Consider the following 14,340-nt stretch of genomic DNA (forward strand, 5'->3'; position numbering starts at 1 on the left):
GTTTGCCCACTCGCCCCTAGTAATTCACGGTGAAGGCCAACCAGACCTTGTTGCGGTCCGCAGGTCCGCCGGTCGGACCATTGTAGAATGCGCCCTTGAGTTGGAGGGAATAGTGGGCACTGAGCCGCGCCGTCACCACGGCATCAAGCTCGGAGCCAAGGTCTCCGCCGCCATTGAGGGCTTCAAAGTCGTGGAAGACGACCATCGCTGACAGGCCCTCGCCGATGGGCGGTTGCGCAGCGGTCCAGCCGGCACGGACATAGAGGTCGCGCATACCGTTCGCCGGGGTCGCCAGGAAGACATCCGCCCAGCCCTGATAGGCATGCAAGGTGGCGAGCGGCGTCGCGAATCCCCGTGACCCATTGCCATCAAGGTGCTCGATGCCGATGGCACCGTTCAAGCCATTGGCCGCCACGCTCGCCTGAGCCCTGAACATGTCCAGATCAAAGCTCGCCGGATTGTCACCATGCTCGCTCTGCCGGGCATACTCGGCAAACCAGGCAAGGTCGGCACCATTGGCGGTCGCATGTTGACCACTCCAGCGCACCCCATACGTCGCCGCGGAAAGTGCCGCCACATCCTGATTGTCGACCAGATGCGCAAAGCCACTGACCGTACCGATGCTGCCCGCGTAGTCGACATTGAAAAGATGGGCATCGAGATCCCATTCGCCGGCCGGGTGATCATCCCCGAAGATACGGTGGACCCGATCCAGGTAGAGGTAGTTGAGCGACAGGCCTTCGTGGCCTGTCCAGGTCAACCTGAAGGCGTCAAACGTCTGCTCGTTCTGCCGGAAGCCGACATTGCCGACATGGCGGGCATCTCCCAGGATCACCCGTTGACGCCCGAGCACGGCGACCGTGTCCGACACACCATTGAAGCTGACCTGCAATCGGTTGAGCTCGGTTTCCTCCGGATCGGCGACGACCGGAAAGCCCGCAAGGCCGTTGGTTGTCGAATTGAAGTCGTCGACAAGGTGAAGCACGTTTTCCGCCTCGATCAGGAAGCGAAATCCGCCGACATCGCCACTGTCGACGCCAAGACGTGTGCGCAGCGTGAGGGCGCTGGCTTCGTCGGCGAACCCATCCTGGTCGACCTGTTCATAACGCAGCCTGGCATTGAACAGGATATCCGGCTCGGCCTGTGCGAGAGCAGCACCAGTGTTGGCAAACAGCCCGCAAACGCATCCCAGCAAAAGTGCGGATTTAAGTGTCATGGTCATGATCAACTTCCCTATTGAACAAGTGGGGATTGAGCCCCTTTGAGGTCGACCCCGGAGATTTCGGCATCCCCGATGACCAGCGAAATGAACTGGGACACAGCCCGGCGCCAACTGGCGTCGCGCAGGAATTCCTCGACCAGAGGCCGCGCCTGATCGAACTCGGGAATCTCGCCCCGCACGGCATGATCGAGCCGGATGATGTGCACGCCATAGGGCGTTTCAACCGGCTCCGGATGGATCGCGCCGGGCTGCATTTGCGCCAGCACTTCTTCAAACGCTGGCGTGGTCTGGCCGCGCATCACCTGACCCAGACGACCGCCTTCGGTCGCCGAGGCACAATCCGACCGGTCGCGGGCCATGCGGTCGAACAGATCAGGCTTGTCGCACAGGGTTTCCAGGAGTGTCCGGGCCTCGGTCAGGGCCCGTTCAAACGCCGCCTGGTCGCGACGATCCGCCTGCAACAGGATGTGAGCCGGCTCATAGAGGTCCGGAGCGCGCAGTTTTTCGCGGTTGTTGTCGTAGTAGCGGCGACAGGAGGCCTCGTCCGGCTCCGGCGTCCGGACCTCTGTATCCAGCATAACCCGGATCAAGGCATCGTCCGGCGCTTCCGCCCGTCCGTCCGAGTCCGTCAGCGGCTCGGCGGTCAGGTCGAGGGCGCGGGCACGCTGCAGCAGGGCTTCCCGAATGGCGAGGGCACGAGTGGCCGCCTGCCAAGCGACCTCCGGGCGTTTGGCCGGGTGGTGCTGGGCTTCAGCCGCAATGGCCTCGGCGGAAATTTCGACACCATTGACGCGGACCGGAATGGCCGCTTCCGCGGGCTTTGAAATCAGGGTGCTGGTGGTCATCTTGCCTCTCCCTTCTTCGGCTTCCGGCGAACCACCTGGTAGCCCTGGCGGAAGATGTAGCGGACCGGCGCGCTGAACATGTGAACCAGGCGCGTGAACGGGAAGACCAGGAAGATGGTCAGGCCCAATGCCAGGTGCGCCTTGAAGATCCAGTGGACATCCGCGACATGGGCCGCGACGCCAGGCTGGAAGGTGAAAATGCCCTGCGCCCAACTCATGAACTTGGTCATCTCGTGACCATCAAGGTGCTGCATCGAGACCGCGATCGAACCGACACCCAGTAGCAACTGGGCGTACAGCATCAACAGGATGGCCATGTCCGAAAAACTGGTCGTGGAGCGGATCCGGGCATCGAAAAGGCGCCGGTGGAGCAACAGGCTCGCGCCGATCAGCGCCATGACCCCGGCGACGCCGCCGGCGATGACAGCGAGAAGCTGTTTGGCCCCGTGACTGATCCCCAGCGCATCAAAGATGCCGATCGGGGTCAGCAGGCCGACCAAGTGACCGAAGAAGATCACGAGAACGCCGACATGAAACAGGATCGAGCCGAGAACCAACTGGCGGCGCCGCAACAGCTGGCTCGAGCCGGCCCGCCATGAATAGGGCTCACGGTCGTAGCGGATGATCGACCCGACCACGAGGACGGCAAGGGCGATATAGGGATAGATGCCAAACAGGGCGGAGTTGAGAATATCACTCATGGCCGGCGTCCTTCATCAGAATCGGCGGCGGCCGGAACCGCCATCTTGGTGAGCATGTTTTCGGCAACCGGACACCCCGCCGACGGGTCGGGTCCAAAGCGGACCTGTTCCTCTTCCCAGGCCTGATCGATGGCCTCGAGGGTCTGCGGATCCTCGGCTGGCGTCTCGACAACGGATTTCTCGACTTCGGCGGGTCGGTCGGCGATCCGGGCCAGGTCGAGCAATACGGCCTGATAAACGCTTTCGCGCTTGCCCAGGCGCTCGGCCAGCGCATCAAGGACATGCGCCGTTTCGCCCAGCAGGGCCCGGGCCTCATCAAGCGGCCTTTGCGACAGGTATTCGAGAAAGAGCGGCAGGAAGTCCGGCAGCTCGCTAGCGGTGATCTCCAACCCGTTGCTCTCGTACAGGGCCTTCAGATCGACCATGGCTTGTCCGCGATCCCGGCTTTCACCATGAACGTGCTCGAACAGGTGAAGCGACAGCGCCCGGGACCGGTCGAACAGGTCAACATAGCGTGCCTGAAGCTCAAAAAGGTCCCGCGCGCCAAGCTCATCTATCAGTTGCCCGACCCCGCTTCGGTCTTCCGGTGCGATGAGGTTCTCCTCCTCCAGAACACCCGCGAACCGGGAGGCGGAGGCCCGGATATCCTCGGTCGGATAGCTGAGCAGGGCGGCATATACCTTGAAAGACAGGGTCATCAGCTTTTCTCCATCGGGGTAACCTGGGCGCGCCGTCGCGGACTTCCGAACAGCGAGGCCTTGCTCTGCCCGTCCGAGCAGCCATTGCCGAAGCTGAAGCCGCACTCACCGCGGATGTCGAAGGCTTCCTCCGCCTCTTCGCGATGCGAGGTCGGAATGACAAAACGGTCCTCGTAATTGGCGATCGCCATGATCTCGTACATGTCCTCGATCAGGTCCTCGGTGAGACCGACCCGCTCGGCGATCGAGGCATCGATCACGCCTTCAACCGTTTTCGACCGCATATAGGCCCGCATGGCGAGCATGCGTTCGAGACCCAGCGCGACCGGCGCCTCATCCCCGGCCGTCAGCAGGTTGGCCAGATAGCGAAGGGGGATGCGCAAGGAGCGGACATCCGGCATCTCGCCATCCGTCTCGAGCGCGCCGGACTCAGCGGCGTTCTTGATTGGCGACAGGGGCGGCACGTACCAGACCATGGGCAAGGTCCGGTATTCCGGGTGAAGCGGGAATGCGACCTTCCAGTCGATCGCCATCTTGTAGACGGGCGATTGTTTGGCCGCTTCGAGCCAGGCTTCCGGCACACCGTCGCGGCGCGCCTGTGCCTGGATTTCCGGATCATGGGGATCAAGGAAGATATCGAGCTGGGCCTGATACAGGTCCTTCTCATCTTCCATCGACGCGGCTTCCTCGATGCGATCAGCATCGTAAAGCATCACACCGAGATACCGGATCCGGCCGACACAGGTTTCCGAACAGACGGTCGGCTGACCCGCCTCGATACGCGGATAGCAGAAGGTACATTTCTCCGATTTTCCGCTCGACCAGTTGTAGTAGATTTTCTTGTACGGACAGCCCGACACGCACATGCGCCAGCCGCGGCACTTTTCCTGGTCGATCAGGACGATGCCGTCTTCCTCCCGCTTGTAGATCGCACCGGACGGGCAGGCCGCCGCGCAGGTCGGATTGAGGCAATGCTCACACAGGCGCGGCAGATACATCATGAAGGTGTTCTCGAACTCGCCGTAGATCTCCTTCTGGATGCCTTCGAAATTGTAGTCCTCGGACCGCTTGGAAAACTCGCCGCCGAGAATTTCCTCCCAGTTGGGACCCCATTCGATCTTCTCCATCCGCTCGCCGGTGATCAGTGAGCGCGGACGGGCGGTCGGAAAGGCCTTGGATTCCTTGGCCGATTGCAGATGGCCATAGTCGAAGGTGAACGGCTCGTAGTAGTCGTCGATTTGAGGCAGGTCGGGATTGGCGAATATCTTCGCCAGCACCCGCCATTTGGACCCCATTTTCGGATGCAGGGAACCATTGCCGGAGCGCTTCCAACCGCCATTCCAGCGGCCCTGGTTCTCCCAATCCTTGGGATAGCCAACACCCGGCTTTGTCTCGACATTGTTGAACCAAGCGTATTCAACGCCCTCGCGGCTGGTCCAGACATTCTTGCAAGTCACGGAGCAGGTGTGGCAGCCGATGCACTTGTCCAGGTTGAGGACTTTGCCGATTTGCGCACGAATTTTCATTCTGCTGCCTCCATTTCATCACCGGCAGGGCCTTCGAGCCAATCGACCTTGTCCATCTTGCGAACAATGACGAACTCGTCGCGGTTGGAACCAACCGTGCCGTAATAGTTGAATCCGTAGGATTGCTGGGCATAGCCGCCAATCATGTGGGTCGGCTTGAGCGTTGTCCGGGTGACCGAGTTGTGGATGCCACCCCGCTGACCGGTCAGTTCCGAACCCGGAACATTCACGATCTTTTCCTGGGCGTGATACATGAACAACGTGCCCGACTTGATCCGCTGAGAGACCACAGCCCGGGCGACCAGGGCCCCGTTAGTGTTGTAGGCCTCGACCCAGTCATTATCGACAATACCAACCGAAGCCGCGTCCTCCTCGGACAGCCAGACAATCGGGCCACCGCGCGAGAGTGTGAGCATCAGCAGGTTGTCGGTGTAGGTGGAGTGGATTCCCCACTTCTGGTGCGGCGTGATGAAATTCAGCACGATCTGCTGGTTGCCATTGGGCTTGGAATTGATCACTGGCGCCACGGTCGCGGTATCGATTGGCGGCCGGTAGACACACAGGCCCTCACCAAAGGCGAGCATCCACTTGTGGTCCTGGTAGAGCTGTTGGCGACCCGTCAGCGTGCGCCACGGAATGCGCTCGTGCACATTCGTGTATCCGGCATTGTAGCAGACGTCTTCGCTCTCGATGCCGGACCAGGTCGGCGAGGAAATGATCTTGCGCGGCTGGGCGACCACATCCCGGAAGCGGATCTTTTCGTCTTCCTTCGGAATGGCCAGGTGGGTGTGATCCCGGCCGGTGTTCTGGGACAGGGCATCCCACGCCTTGACCGCGACCTCGCCATTGGTTTCCGGCGCGAGCATGAGGATGACCTCGGCGGCATCAATGGCCGTCTCGATCTTCGGCCGCCCCTTGGAAACGCCGCCCTCGCGCACAACGCCGTTCAGCGCTGCCAGATGCTCGACCTCGTCCTCGGTGTTCCAGCCGATACCCTTGCCGCCATTCCCGAGCGTGTCGAGGAGCGGGCCAAGAGAGGTGAACTTCTTGTAGAGGTTGGCATAATCCCGTTCGACGACGGTGATTTGCGGCATCGTCTTGCCGGGGATGGCCTCGATTTCACCCTTGGTCCAGTCCTTCACATCGAAGGGCTGGGCGATTTCGCCGGGCGTGTCATGCAGGATCGGGGTCAGGACGACATCCGTCTCCACGCCCAGTTCTTCCGGTGCGATCTCCGACAGTTTTTTCGCGAGACCCTTGAAAATGTCCCAGTCACTGCGCGCTTCCCAGGCTGGATCCGTCGCCGCCGTCAGCGGGTGGATGAAGGGGTGCATGTCCGAAGTGTTGAGATCGTTTTTCTCGTACCAGGTCGCCGTGGGCAGCACGATGTCGGAGTAGACGCAGGTCGTGGACATGCGGAAGTCGATGGTGACCAGCAGGTCCAGCTTGCCCTCCGGGCAATTCTCGACCCACTCGACCTCATCGGGTCGCATGTCCGGCCCGGCCTCATCGCCCAGCACGCCGTGGCTTGCGCCCACCAGATGCTTGAGGAAATACTCGTGCCCCTTGCCCGAAGAGCCAAGCAGGTTGGAGCGCCAGACAAAGAGATTGCGCGGCCAGTTGGCCGGGTTGTCCGGATCGCCGCACGACAGTTTCACATCACCGGACTTCAGGCCGTCGAGCACATACGCCTTGGCATCGACGCCGGCCTCGGCAGCCGCGCGGGACAGGTCCAGCGGGTTGGTCTGCAATTGCGGTGCAGAGGGCAGCCAGCCCATCCGTTCAGCCCGGACATTCCAGTCGATCATCGAACCGGACCAGTCGCCCTCGGGCGCCGTCGGGGACAGGATTTCATCGACCGAAAGCGTCTCGTAGCGCCATTGTCCGGTATGCGCGTACCAGGCCGAGGTGGAGTTCTGGTGGCGCGGCGGGCGGTTCCAGTCGAGCGCGAAGGCAAGCGGCTGCCAGCCGGTTTGCGGACGCAGTTTCTCCTGTCCGACATAATGGGCCCAGCCGCCTCCGGACTGGCCGATACAGCCGCACATGACCAGGAGATTGATGATCCCCCGATAGTTCATGTCCATGTGATACCAGTGGTTCAGACCGGCACCGAGAATGACCATCGACTTGCCATTCGTCTTCTCGGCATTGGTGGCAAAGGCCCGCGCCGTGGCGATGATCTTCTTGCGATCCACGCCGGTGATGGCTTCGGCCCAAGCCGGCGTGTACGGCGCCATGTCGTCATAATCACGGGCCACATCATCACCGCCAAGGCCGCGATCGAGACCGTAATTTGCGCACATCAGATCGAATACGGTGACCACAAGCGCGTCGCCGTCTTTCAGCGTCACACGGCGCGCAGGAAGTTTTCGCGACAGGACGTCGGGATGGTCCGTTCCGGCGAAATGGTCGTGGTGCTTGTTGCCGAAATACGGGAAACCGACCTCGACCTGCTCGTCATGCCGGTCATCGAGGATGAAGGACAATTCCAGCTCGACCGGATCGCCCTTGCCGGCGCGTTGTTCGAGATTCCACTTGCCCTTTTCGCCCCACCGAAAGCCGATCGAGCCGAGCGGCGCCACATAGCTTGCCGATTTGCGATCATAGGCGATCGTCTTCCAGTCAGGATTGTTGTCCTCACCGAGATTGTCGGCGAAGTCCGAGGCCCGAAGCAGCCGTCCCGGAACGTAGCGACCATCCTTCTTTTCCAACCGGACCAGGTTGGGCATGTCGGTGTTCTCGCGGGCATAACTCTCGAAATACTCCGCCTGGCGGTCGAGATGGTATTCGCGCAGGATCACATGACCCATGGCCAGGGCCAGGGCTGCGTCGGTTCCCTGTTTGGGGTTGAGCCAGATATCGCCGAATTTCGAGGCTTCCGAATAGTCCGGGCAGATTACAGCGCTCTTGGTGCCGCGATAGCGTGCCTCGGTATAGAAGTGCGCGTCCGGTGTCCGCGTCTGCGGGACATTGGAACCCCAGATCAACAGGAAGCCAGCATTGTACCAGTCGGCTGACTCCGGGACATCGGTCTGCTCGCCCCAGGTTTGCGGGCTGGCCGGCGGGAGGTCGCAATACCAGTCGTAGAACGACATGCAGACACCGCCGAGCAGCGACAGGTAACGCGAGCCCGCCGCGTAGGAGACCATCGACATGGCCGGAATGGGCGAAAAGCCAAACACCCGGTCGGGGCCGTATTCCTTGGCGGTATAGGCGTTGGCGGCAGCAATGATCTCGTTGACCTCATCCCAGTCGCCACGGACCATGCCGCCGGCGCCGCGCTTGGACACATAGGACTTGCGAACCGCCTCATCGGCCTGGATCGACCGCCAGGCGGCCATCGGGGTCAGGGTCTCGCGGGCCTTGCGCCACGCCTTCAGCAGGCGAGCCCGGATCAGCGGGTATTTCAGGCGATTGCCCGAATACATGTACCAGGAATAGCTGGCCCCGCGTGAACAGCCGCGTGGTTCGTGATTGGGCAGATCGGGACGGGTGCGTGGGTAATCGGTCTGCTGGGTTTCCCAGGTCACCAACCCGCCCTTGACGTAGATCTTCCAGCTGCACGACCCGGTGCAGTTCACACCATGGGTCGAGCGCACGATCTTGTCGTGCTGCCAGCGCTTGCGATAGGAGTCCTCCCACTTGCGGTCTTCGGTCGTGGTGATGCCATGCCCGTCTGAAAACGCTTCAGGCTTGCGTGCAAAGAATGTGAGGCGGTCGAGAAGATGGCTCATATCTCTGTTTCCTTTACGGGTTTTTCACGTCAGCGCCGGGGCGCAGGTAGAACCACCAATTGATGGCGATGCAGACGGCATAGAAGATGGCGAAACCGATCAGCGCGTATTCCGGCGTCGTCGCCCGGATCTGCTCGCCGAAGACCTGCGGGATGATGAAGGCGCCATAGGCCGCCACCGCCGAGGTCCAGCCGAGGACCGGCCCCGCCTGCTCACGGTCGAACACCACCGCGATGGTGCGGAAGGTCGAGCCGTTGCCGATACCCGTCGCGGCGAACAACACCAGGAACAGGATCAGGAAGGGCGTGAAGAACACTTCCGGCGTGGCCGAGGCGTAGGCCTCTTTCATGAACCAGGCGACGCCGAGCGCGCAGATGACCATGACCACCGAGATGATCTGGGTCACCAGCGCACCGCCGAACTTGTCCGCCAGCTTGCCGCCAATCGGCCGGATCAGGGCGCCGATGAAGGGACCTGTCCAGGCAAACATCAGCGCACTTGGACCGTTCGGGTTGACCAGGTCGTGGGTCATTGCACCGTCAACCTCGAGGTGCTGAAACCCGAAGATGACCTTGATCGCGAGGCCGAAGGCCGCGGCAAAGCCGATGAAGGACCCGAACGTCATCGTATAGATGACGGTCATCGCCCAGGTGTGTTTGTTGCGGAAGATCTTGTACTGGCGGTCGAGGCTCTTGCGGATCGCTCCTGGGATCGCCTTCAGGGCGTACACTGTTGCTGCGATCACCAGCGGCAGAACCAGCCACTTGGAAATGCCCCAGCCCGAGCCGCCAGCGGTTTCCGGCAGCATCAGCCACAGGCCCGCCGCCGCGGTCAGCAGCCCGATCAGCAACATGCCGAGAATCTTGCCGAATGCCGCGAAGGGGGAACCGATATCGGGCGAGACATGTTCGTCACGGATATTGTTCATGCCGAACCAGGTCGCGATCACGACCGGGATCAATATGACCACCCAGATGAAGCCGGCATTGTGAAGAAAGGTTTCCGTGCCGGCCGGGATGCGGCCGATCAACGTGCCGGACGTATTCTCCAGGATCATGGACGTCCCGCCGAACACCCCGACGGTCATCACCAGCGGGATCAGGATCTGCATGGTGGTGACGCCGAAATTGCCGAGCCCGGCATTCATGCCCAGGGAATAGCCCTGGACCTTCTTGGGAAAGAAGAAGCTGATATTGGACATGGAGCTGGCGAAGTTGCCGCCCCCGAAACCCGACAGGAGCGCCATCAGCTGGAACTGCCACAAGGGGGCCTCGGGGTTTTGCAGGATGATCGCTGTTCCGGTCGCCGGGAGCAGCAGCAAGGCGGTGGTCAGGAAGATCGTGTTGCGCCCGCCCGCCAGCCGGATGAAGAAGGTCGACGGGATCCGCAAGGTCGCGCCGGACAGGCCGGCGATCGCTGTCAGGGTGAACAGTTCAGCCTGGCTGAAACCGTAGTTCAGATTGATCATCTGAACCGTGATGATGCCCCAGTACAGCCACACCGCGAAGCCGCACAGCAGGGCCGGGATGGAAATCCACAGATTGCGGTTGGCGATAGCCTTGCCACCGCCCTCCCATTGGCCGGCGTCTTCCGGGTTCCAGTCTTTGAGATCCTTGGCCATTGTCGGCATTTCCTTTTATTGGGTCGACTGCGGCGACGAAGGTCGGGACCGGAGGGGATCCGACCGTCGCCGCCGCGGCGATATCAGCGCGCCGCCGGCGCCGGGTGGGGGAGGTCCGGGACGTCACTGAGATGCGTATCGGCTTTGAGATCCGGGAATTTGCGTCGTTCCATCCGGCGGATGGCCACGTGCATCCAGATCGTCGAGACGAGCACGATGATGAACATCAGCATGAAGCAGCTGGTCCAGACGCCGGTCAGGTCATTCATGACGCCGAAGCTGATCGGCAGGATGAAACCACCGAGGCCACCGATCATGCCGACCAGGCCACCGACTGCGCCGACATGGTGCGGGTAGTAGACCGGAATGTGTTTGTAGACGGCGGCCTTGCCGAGCGACATCACGAAGCCGAGGCCACAGGCCAGCGTCGCGAACAGCGGCACGCCGATCCCGAAGCTGAATTCAATCGGGCCATTGATACCGCTGACGATGTAACGGGTGTCCGGATAGCTCAGGATGAACAGGCAGATCAGCGAGACGATGAAGGTGAGGTACATGACGAAGCGGGCGCCCCACTTGTCCGACATCCAGCCGCCCAGCGCCCGGAAGATCGAAGCGGGAAGGGAGTAGGCGGCCGCCAGCATGCCCGCGGTCTGCAGGTCGAGCCCGTAGGCGCCGACATAGTAGCGCGGCAGCCAGGAGGCGAGCGCCACAAAGGCGCCGAAGACAAAGAAGTAGTAGGTCGCGAAGCGCCAGACCTGGGGATCCTTGAGTGGCTCGAGCTGCATCAGGGCCGATGGTGGACGCGTACCGGATTCGCGTTGAGCCACCAGCACCGGGTCGTCCTTGGTAAAGACCCAGAAGATCAGCGCCATGACCAGAAGGACACCGGCATAAATCTGTGCAGTCTGCTGCCAGCCAAAGGCCACGACAAGGAAGGGCGCGCCAAAATTGGTCACCGCTGCGCCCATGTTGCCGACACCGAAAATGCCCAAAGCCGTGCCCTGGGATTTCGCGTCATACCAGCGCGACACATAGGCAATGCCGATGATGAAGGAGCCACCGGCCAGGCCAACGCCCAGCGCGGCCAGCAGAAAGAGCGGATAGCTGTCCGCCATTGAAAGCAGGAAGGCGGCGATCGCGGTTGTCACCATCTGGATCGGAAACATGATTCGGCCGCCGACCTTTTCGGTCAGGATGCCGAGAAAGATGCGACTGATGGACCCCGTCAGGACAGGCGTTGCAACCAGCAGACCGAACTGCGTCTCGGACAGGCCGAGTTCCTGTTTGATCCGGATCCCGATGATCGAGAATATGGTCCAGACCGCAAAGCAGGTCGTGAAGGCCAGGGTACTCATCCCCAGCGCCTGCGTCTGTTGGCCCTTTGTCACCCCGTCAAGCACATGCATGCCGCCCTCCTGTGTCTACTTCCGATCCGGAAGCGATGCAGATTGATAGCAAACTGTACTATCAGGAAGAACCGGAACACTTGTCGCGCGTCAATCGACCGCACGCGCAAGCAAGAAAAAGCCAGAGGTCAACTTTGGTCTTGATTGAGCTAAAGGGGGTTATTACTTGAAGTCAATTCAAACCTTGATGCAGATCAAGGATGCGTGTAGGTCGGGGCCAACCTGCCCGTTGGTGCATCGATCGGAGACCCCATGCGCGATGAGGACCGCGAAACCATTCGCAAACTGCCGCTGTTCTCAAAAATGGAAGAGCATCAATTCGACAAGCTGATGCGCGCCGCCTATGCGCAACGAATCCCGCCACATGTTGACCTGATCCGAGAAGGCGATCCGGCAGACTTTCTCTATCTGGTGATGGAGGGCAGCGTTGAGCTGTTTTCCTCCAGCCATGGTCGCGAAACATCTATGGCCATCGTGTCACCGGTCTCGACCTTCATCCTCGCGGCGACCATCAAGGACCTGCCTTTCCTGATGTCGGCCCGAACCGCCACAGCGTGCGCCCTGCTCTTGATCCCGTCGCAGAATGTGCGGGCCGTGTTCGAGGATGATCCGGAGTTCGCCCGGGCCATCGTGACCGAATTGGCCACTTGCTATCGCTCGGTGGTGAAGTCGATGAAGAACCTCAAATTGCGGACCGCGGTCGAGCGCGTTGGCAATTATCTGCTCCGGCTCCATGACAAAACCGGCCGGGAGCGGGTGGTGACCCTGCCCTACGGCAAGAAGAACCTCGCCTCCATCCTCGGGATGACGCCGGAGAACCTGTCCCGCGCCTTCGGTGCGCTGCAGGCACACGGCATCATCATGGATGGTGCACGCGTCGAGATTGACGACCGCGACGCCCTGGCCCGCTTCTGCAAACCCAATCCGCTGATCGATGACCCGCGCAGCTGACGCGTCGGGCATAACAGGCATTGTCCTGGCCGGCGGACAGTCCCGTCGCATGGGACGTGACAAGGCCATGCTCGAGATCGATGGTGAGACCCTGCTGGACCGGGCCTGTACCCTGCTCGCGTCGGCTGGCTGCGGGTCAATCCGCATCAGCGGGCGCCCCGGCCACCCGGCCGGCCTGCCCGACAGCCGGCCCGGTGAAGGCCCCGGCCAGGCCATTTATGACGCTTTGGAACTGGCGCGCTCGACCGACCAGCTCGGCATTCTCGTGATCCCTGTCGACATGCCCGGACTGGATGTCGGAACGCTGACCCCCTTGCTGCTCCCAAGCACGGCCCGCTGCCTCGCCTGGACGGGATATCCACTACCCGCCTTCATCACGTCCGAAGGTGCCATGCCGGCACGCAGCAATGCGGCCTCGGTGCGCAGCCTGCTTGCGGCTCTCGGGACCGAATGGCTGGCGGTGGATTCGGGTCGGTGTGGTGACTTTATCAATCTGAATGCGCCGTCGGACCTTGCGTCTTTGGGCAAGCGGGTCTGACATGCGACGAGACGTCACTTGCGGCGGCGTCACGGCATGATAATTGTCAAGCCAGAGTGACCAGGAGGCCCGGATGGACCGGCCCGACATGACCTTCCAGCGCGCGCCGCTCGTCGATACGTTCGGCCGGCAGATCACCTATCTGCGCCTGTCGGTCACCGATCGCTGCGACCTGCGGTGTGTCTACTGCATGAAGGCCAAGCCGACCTTCCTGCCCAAGGCGGACCTGTTGTCGCTCGAGGAGCTGACGTCGGTGTGCGACAGCTTCATCGCCCGCGGTGTGACCAAGATCCGCCTGACCGGCGGGGAACCCCTGGTCCGCAAGGACATCTTGAGCCTGATCGACACGCTTGGCGCCCGCATCGGCAGGTCCGGGCTGGAAGAGCTCTGCCTGACCACCAATGCGACCCAGTTGCCACGCTATGCCCCGGCCCTGGCCGATGCCGGCATCCGGCGGGTCAACATCTCCCTGGACACGCTTGATCCGCAGACCTTCTCCACCCTCACCCGCGGCGGCCGGCTGGAACAGACACTGGCCGGCATCCGGGCCGCCAAGGACGCCGGCCTCAAGGTCAAGCTCAACGCGGTCGCCATGCAGGGCGTCAATGACCGGCAACTCCCCGCGCTGATCGAATGGGCACATGGTGAAGGTCATGACGTCACCCTGATCGAGGTGATGCCGATCGGCGAGGTCGGGGTCGACCGGGCCGACCAGTTCCTGTCCCTGGCCCGGCTTCGCGAGACCTTCGAGACGCGGTGGACGCTCACCGACCTGCCCGACAATACCGGCGGCCCGGCCCGCTATGTCCGGGTCGGGCAGACCGGCGGACGGCTCGGCTTCATCTCACCCCTGACCGGAAACTTCTGTGACACCTGCAACCGCGTCCGGCTGACCTGCACCGGCAAGCTCTACATGTGTCTGGGTCGCAACGGCGCCGTCGACCTGCGCGAGGCCCTGCGCAGCGGCGGACCGGATGCGCTCGACGCCATGCTCGACACGGCCATGCGGCAAAAGGCCCACGGTCATGACTTCGACGTGTCCCGCGGCGCACAGGCCGCCGTGCCGCGCGACATGGCAACAACCGGAGGCTGACC

General features: G+C 62.0%; 11 protein-coding genes. 3 read left to right on the top strand and 8 right to left on the bottom strand.

The features are described 5' to 3' along the window. Positions 1-16: 16 nt before the first annotated feature. The 8 genes from VOI18_RS00435 to VOI18_RS00470 all read right to left on the bottom strand — a co-directional run bounded on the left by VOI18_RS00435 (position 17) and on the right by VOI18_RS00470 (position 11,756). Entirely contained in the window at positions 17-1,222 is a 1,206-nt protein-coding gene (locus tag VOI18_RS00435; RefSeq protein ID WP_323760454.1) for a hypothetical protein, read from the bottom strand. Between the two features lie 11 nt (positions 1,223-1,233). Beyond that, positions 1,234-2,067: a peptidylprolyl isomerase gene (locus VOI18_RS00440; protein ID WP_323760455.1), complete on the bottom strand. Its 834-nt coding sequence runs from the start codon at positions 2,065-2,067 to the stop codon at positions 1,234-1,236. Beyond that, positions 2,064-2,768: a respiratory nitrate reductase subunit gamma gene (gene narI, locus VOI18_RS00445; protein ID WP_323760456.1), complete on the bottom strand. Its 705-nt coding sequence runs from the start codon at positions 2,766-2,768 to the stop codon at positions 2,064-2,066. Before narI ends, VOI18_RS00440 begins: the two co-directional genes overlap by 4 nt. Further along, complete coding sequence (gene narJ, locus VOI18_RS00450; protein WP_323760457.1) at positions 2,765-3,466, bottom strand: nitrate reductase molybdenum cofactor assembly chaperone; 702 nt, start codon at positions 3,464-3,466, stop codon at positions 2,765-2,767. Before narJ ends, narI begins: the two co-directional genes overlap by 4 nt. Next, positions 3,466-4,992, bottom strand: a complete 1,527-nt coding sequence (narH, locus tag VOI18_RS00455) for a nitrate reductase subunit beta (RefSeq protein WP_323760458.1) — start codon at positions 4,990-4,992, stop codon at positions 3,466-3,468. The genes narJ and narH overlap by 1 nt, the downstream gene beginning before the upstream one ends. After that, a complete protein-coding gene (locus VOI18_RS00460; RefSeq protein ID WP_323760459.1) occupies positions 4,989-8,726 on the bottom strand; it encodes a nitrate reductase subunit alpha in 3,738 nt (1,245 codons plus the stop codon). Before VOI18_RS00460 ends, narH begins: the two co-directional genes overlap by 4 nt. A 13-nt stretch (positions 8,727-8,739) precedes the next feature. Continuing rightward, positions 8,740-10,347, bottom strand: a complete 1,608-nt coding sequence (locus tag VOI18_RS00465) for an antiporter (protein ID WP_323760460.1) — start codon at positions 10,345-10,347, stop codon at positions 8,740-8,742. 83 nt (positions 10,348-10,430) lie between these two features. Beyond that, positions 10,431-11,756: a nitrate/nitrite transporter gene (locus VOI18_RS00470; protein WP_323760461.1), complete on the bottom strand. Its 1,326-nt coding sequence runs from the start codon at positions 11,754-11,756 to the stop codon at positions 10,431-10,433. Positions 11,757-12,008: 252 nt separating this feature from the next. On the opposite strand from VOI18_RS00470, the gene VOI18_RS00475 reads away from it, so the two are divergent. From VOI18_RS00475 to moaA, 3 genes are all read left to right on the top strand, one after another. Next, on the top strand, positions 12,009-12,707 hold the full coding sequence (locus VOI18_RS00475; RefSeq protein WP_323760462.1) for a helix-turn-helix domain-containing protein: 699 nt from the start codon (positions 12,009-12,011) through the stop codon (positions 12,705-12,707). After that, a complete protein-coding gene (mobA, locus tag VOI18_RS00480; protein ID WP_323760463.1) occupies positions 12,691-13,245 on the top strand; it encodes a molybdenum cofactor guanylyltransferase in 555 nt (184 codons plus the stop codon). Before VOI18_RS00475 ends, mobA begins: the two co-directional genes overlap by 17 nt. 73 nt (positions 13,246-13,318) lie before the next feature. Further along, positions 13,319-14,338, top strand: a complete 1,020-nt coding sequence (moaA, locus tag VOI18_RS00485) for a GTP 3',8-cyclase MoaA (RefSeq protein WP_323760437.1) — start codon at positions 13,319-13,321, stop codon at positions 14,336-14,338. Positions 14,339-14,340: the final 2 nt, after the last annotated feature.

It is taken from the genome of Maricaulis sp. (genome assembly GCF_034670125.1).
GTDB lineage: Bacteria > Pseudomonadota > Alphaproteobacteria > Caulobacterales > Maricaulaceae > Maricaulis.

Coding starts and splice junctions, on each gene's coding strand:
- VOI18_RS00435 (WP_323760454.1), bottom strand. CDS start 1,222: ATGACCATGACACTTAAATCCGCACTTTTGCTGGGATGCGTTTGCGGG.
- VOI18_RS00440 (WP_323760455.1), bottom strand. CDS start 2,067: ATGACCACCAGCACCCTGATTTCAAAGCCCGCGGAAGCGGCCATTCCG.
- narI (WP_323760456.1), bottom strand. CDS start 2,768: ATGAGTGATATTCTCAACTCCGCCCTGTTTGGCATCTATCCCTATATC.
- narJ (WP_323760457.1), bottom strand. CDS start 3,466: ATGACCCTGTCTTTCAAGGTATATGCCGCCCTGCTCAGCTATCCGACC.
- narH (WP_323760458.1), bottom strand. CDS start 4,992: ATGAAAATTCGTGCGCAAATCGGCAAAGTCCTCAACCTGGACAAGTGC.
- VOI18_RS00460 (WP_323760459.1), bottom strand. CDS start 8,726: ATGAGCCATCTTCTCGACCGCCTCACATTCTTTGCACGCAAGCCTGAA.
- VOI18_RS00465 (WP_323760460.1), bottom strand. CDS start 10,347: ATGGCCAAGGATCTCAAAGACTGGAACCCGGAAGACGCCGGCCAATGG.
- VOI18_RS00470 (WP_323760461.1), bottom strand. CDS start 11,756: ATGCATGTGCTTGACGGGGTGACAAAGGGCCAACAGACGCAGGCGCTG.
- VOI18_RS00475 (WP_323760462.1), top strand. CDS start 12,009: ATGCGCGATGAGGACCGCGAAACCATTCGCAAACTGCCGCTGTTCTCA.
- mobA (WP_323760463.1), top strand. CDS start 12,691: ATGACCCGCGCAGCTGACGCGTCGGGCATAACAGGCATTGTCCTGGCC.
- moaA (WP_323760437.1), top strand. CDS start 13,319: ATGGACCGGCCCGACATGACCTTCCAGCGCGCGCCGCTCGTCGATACG.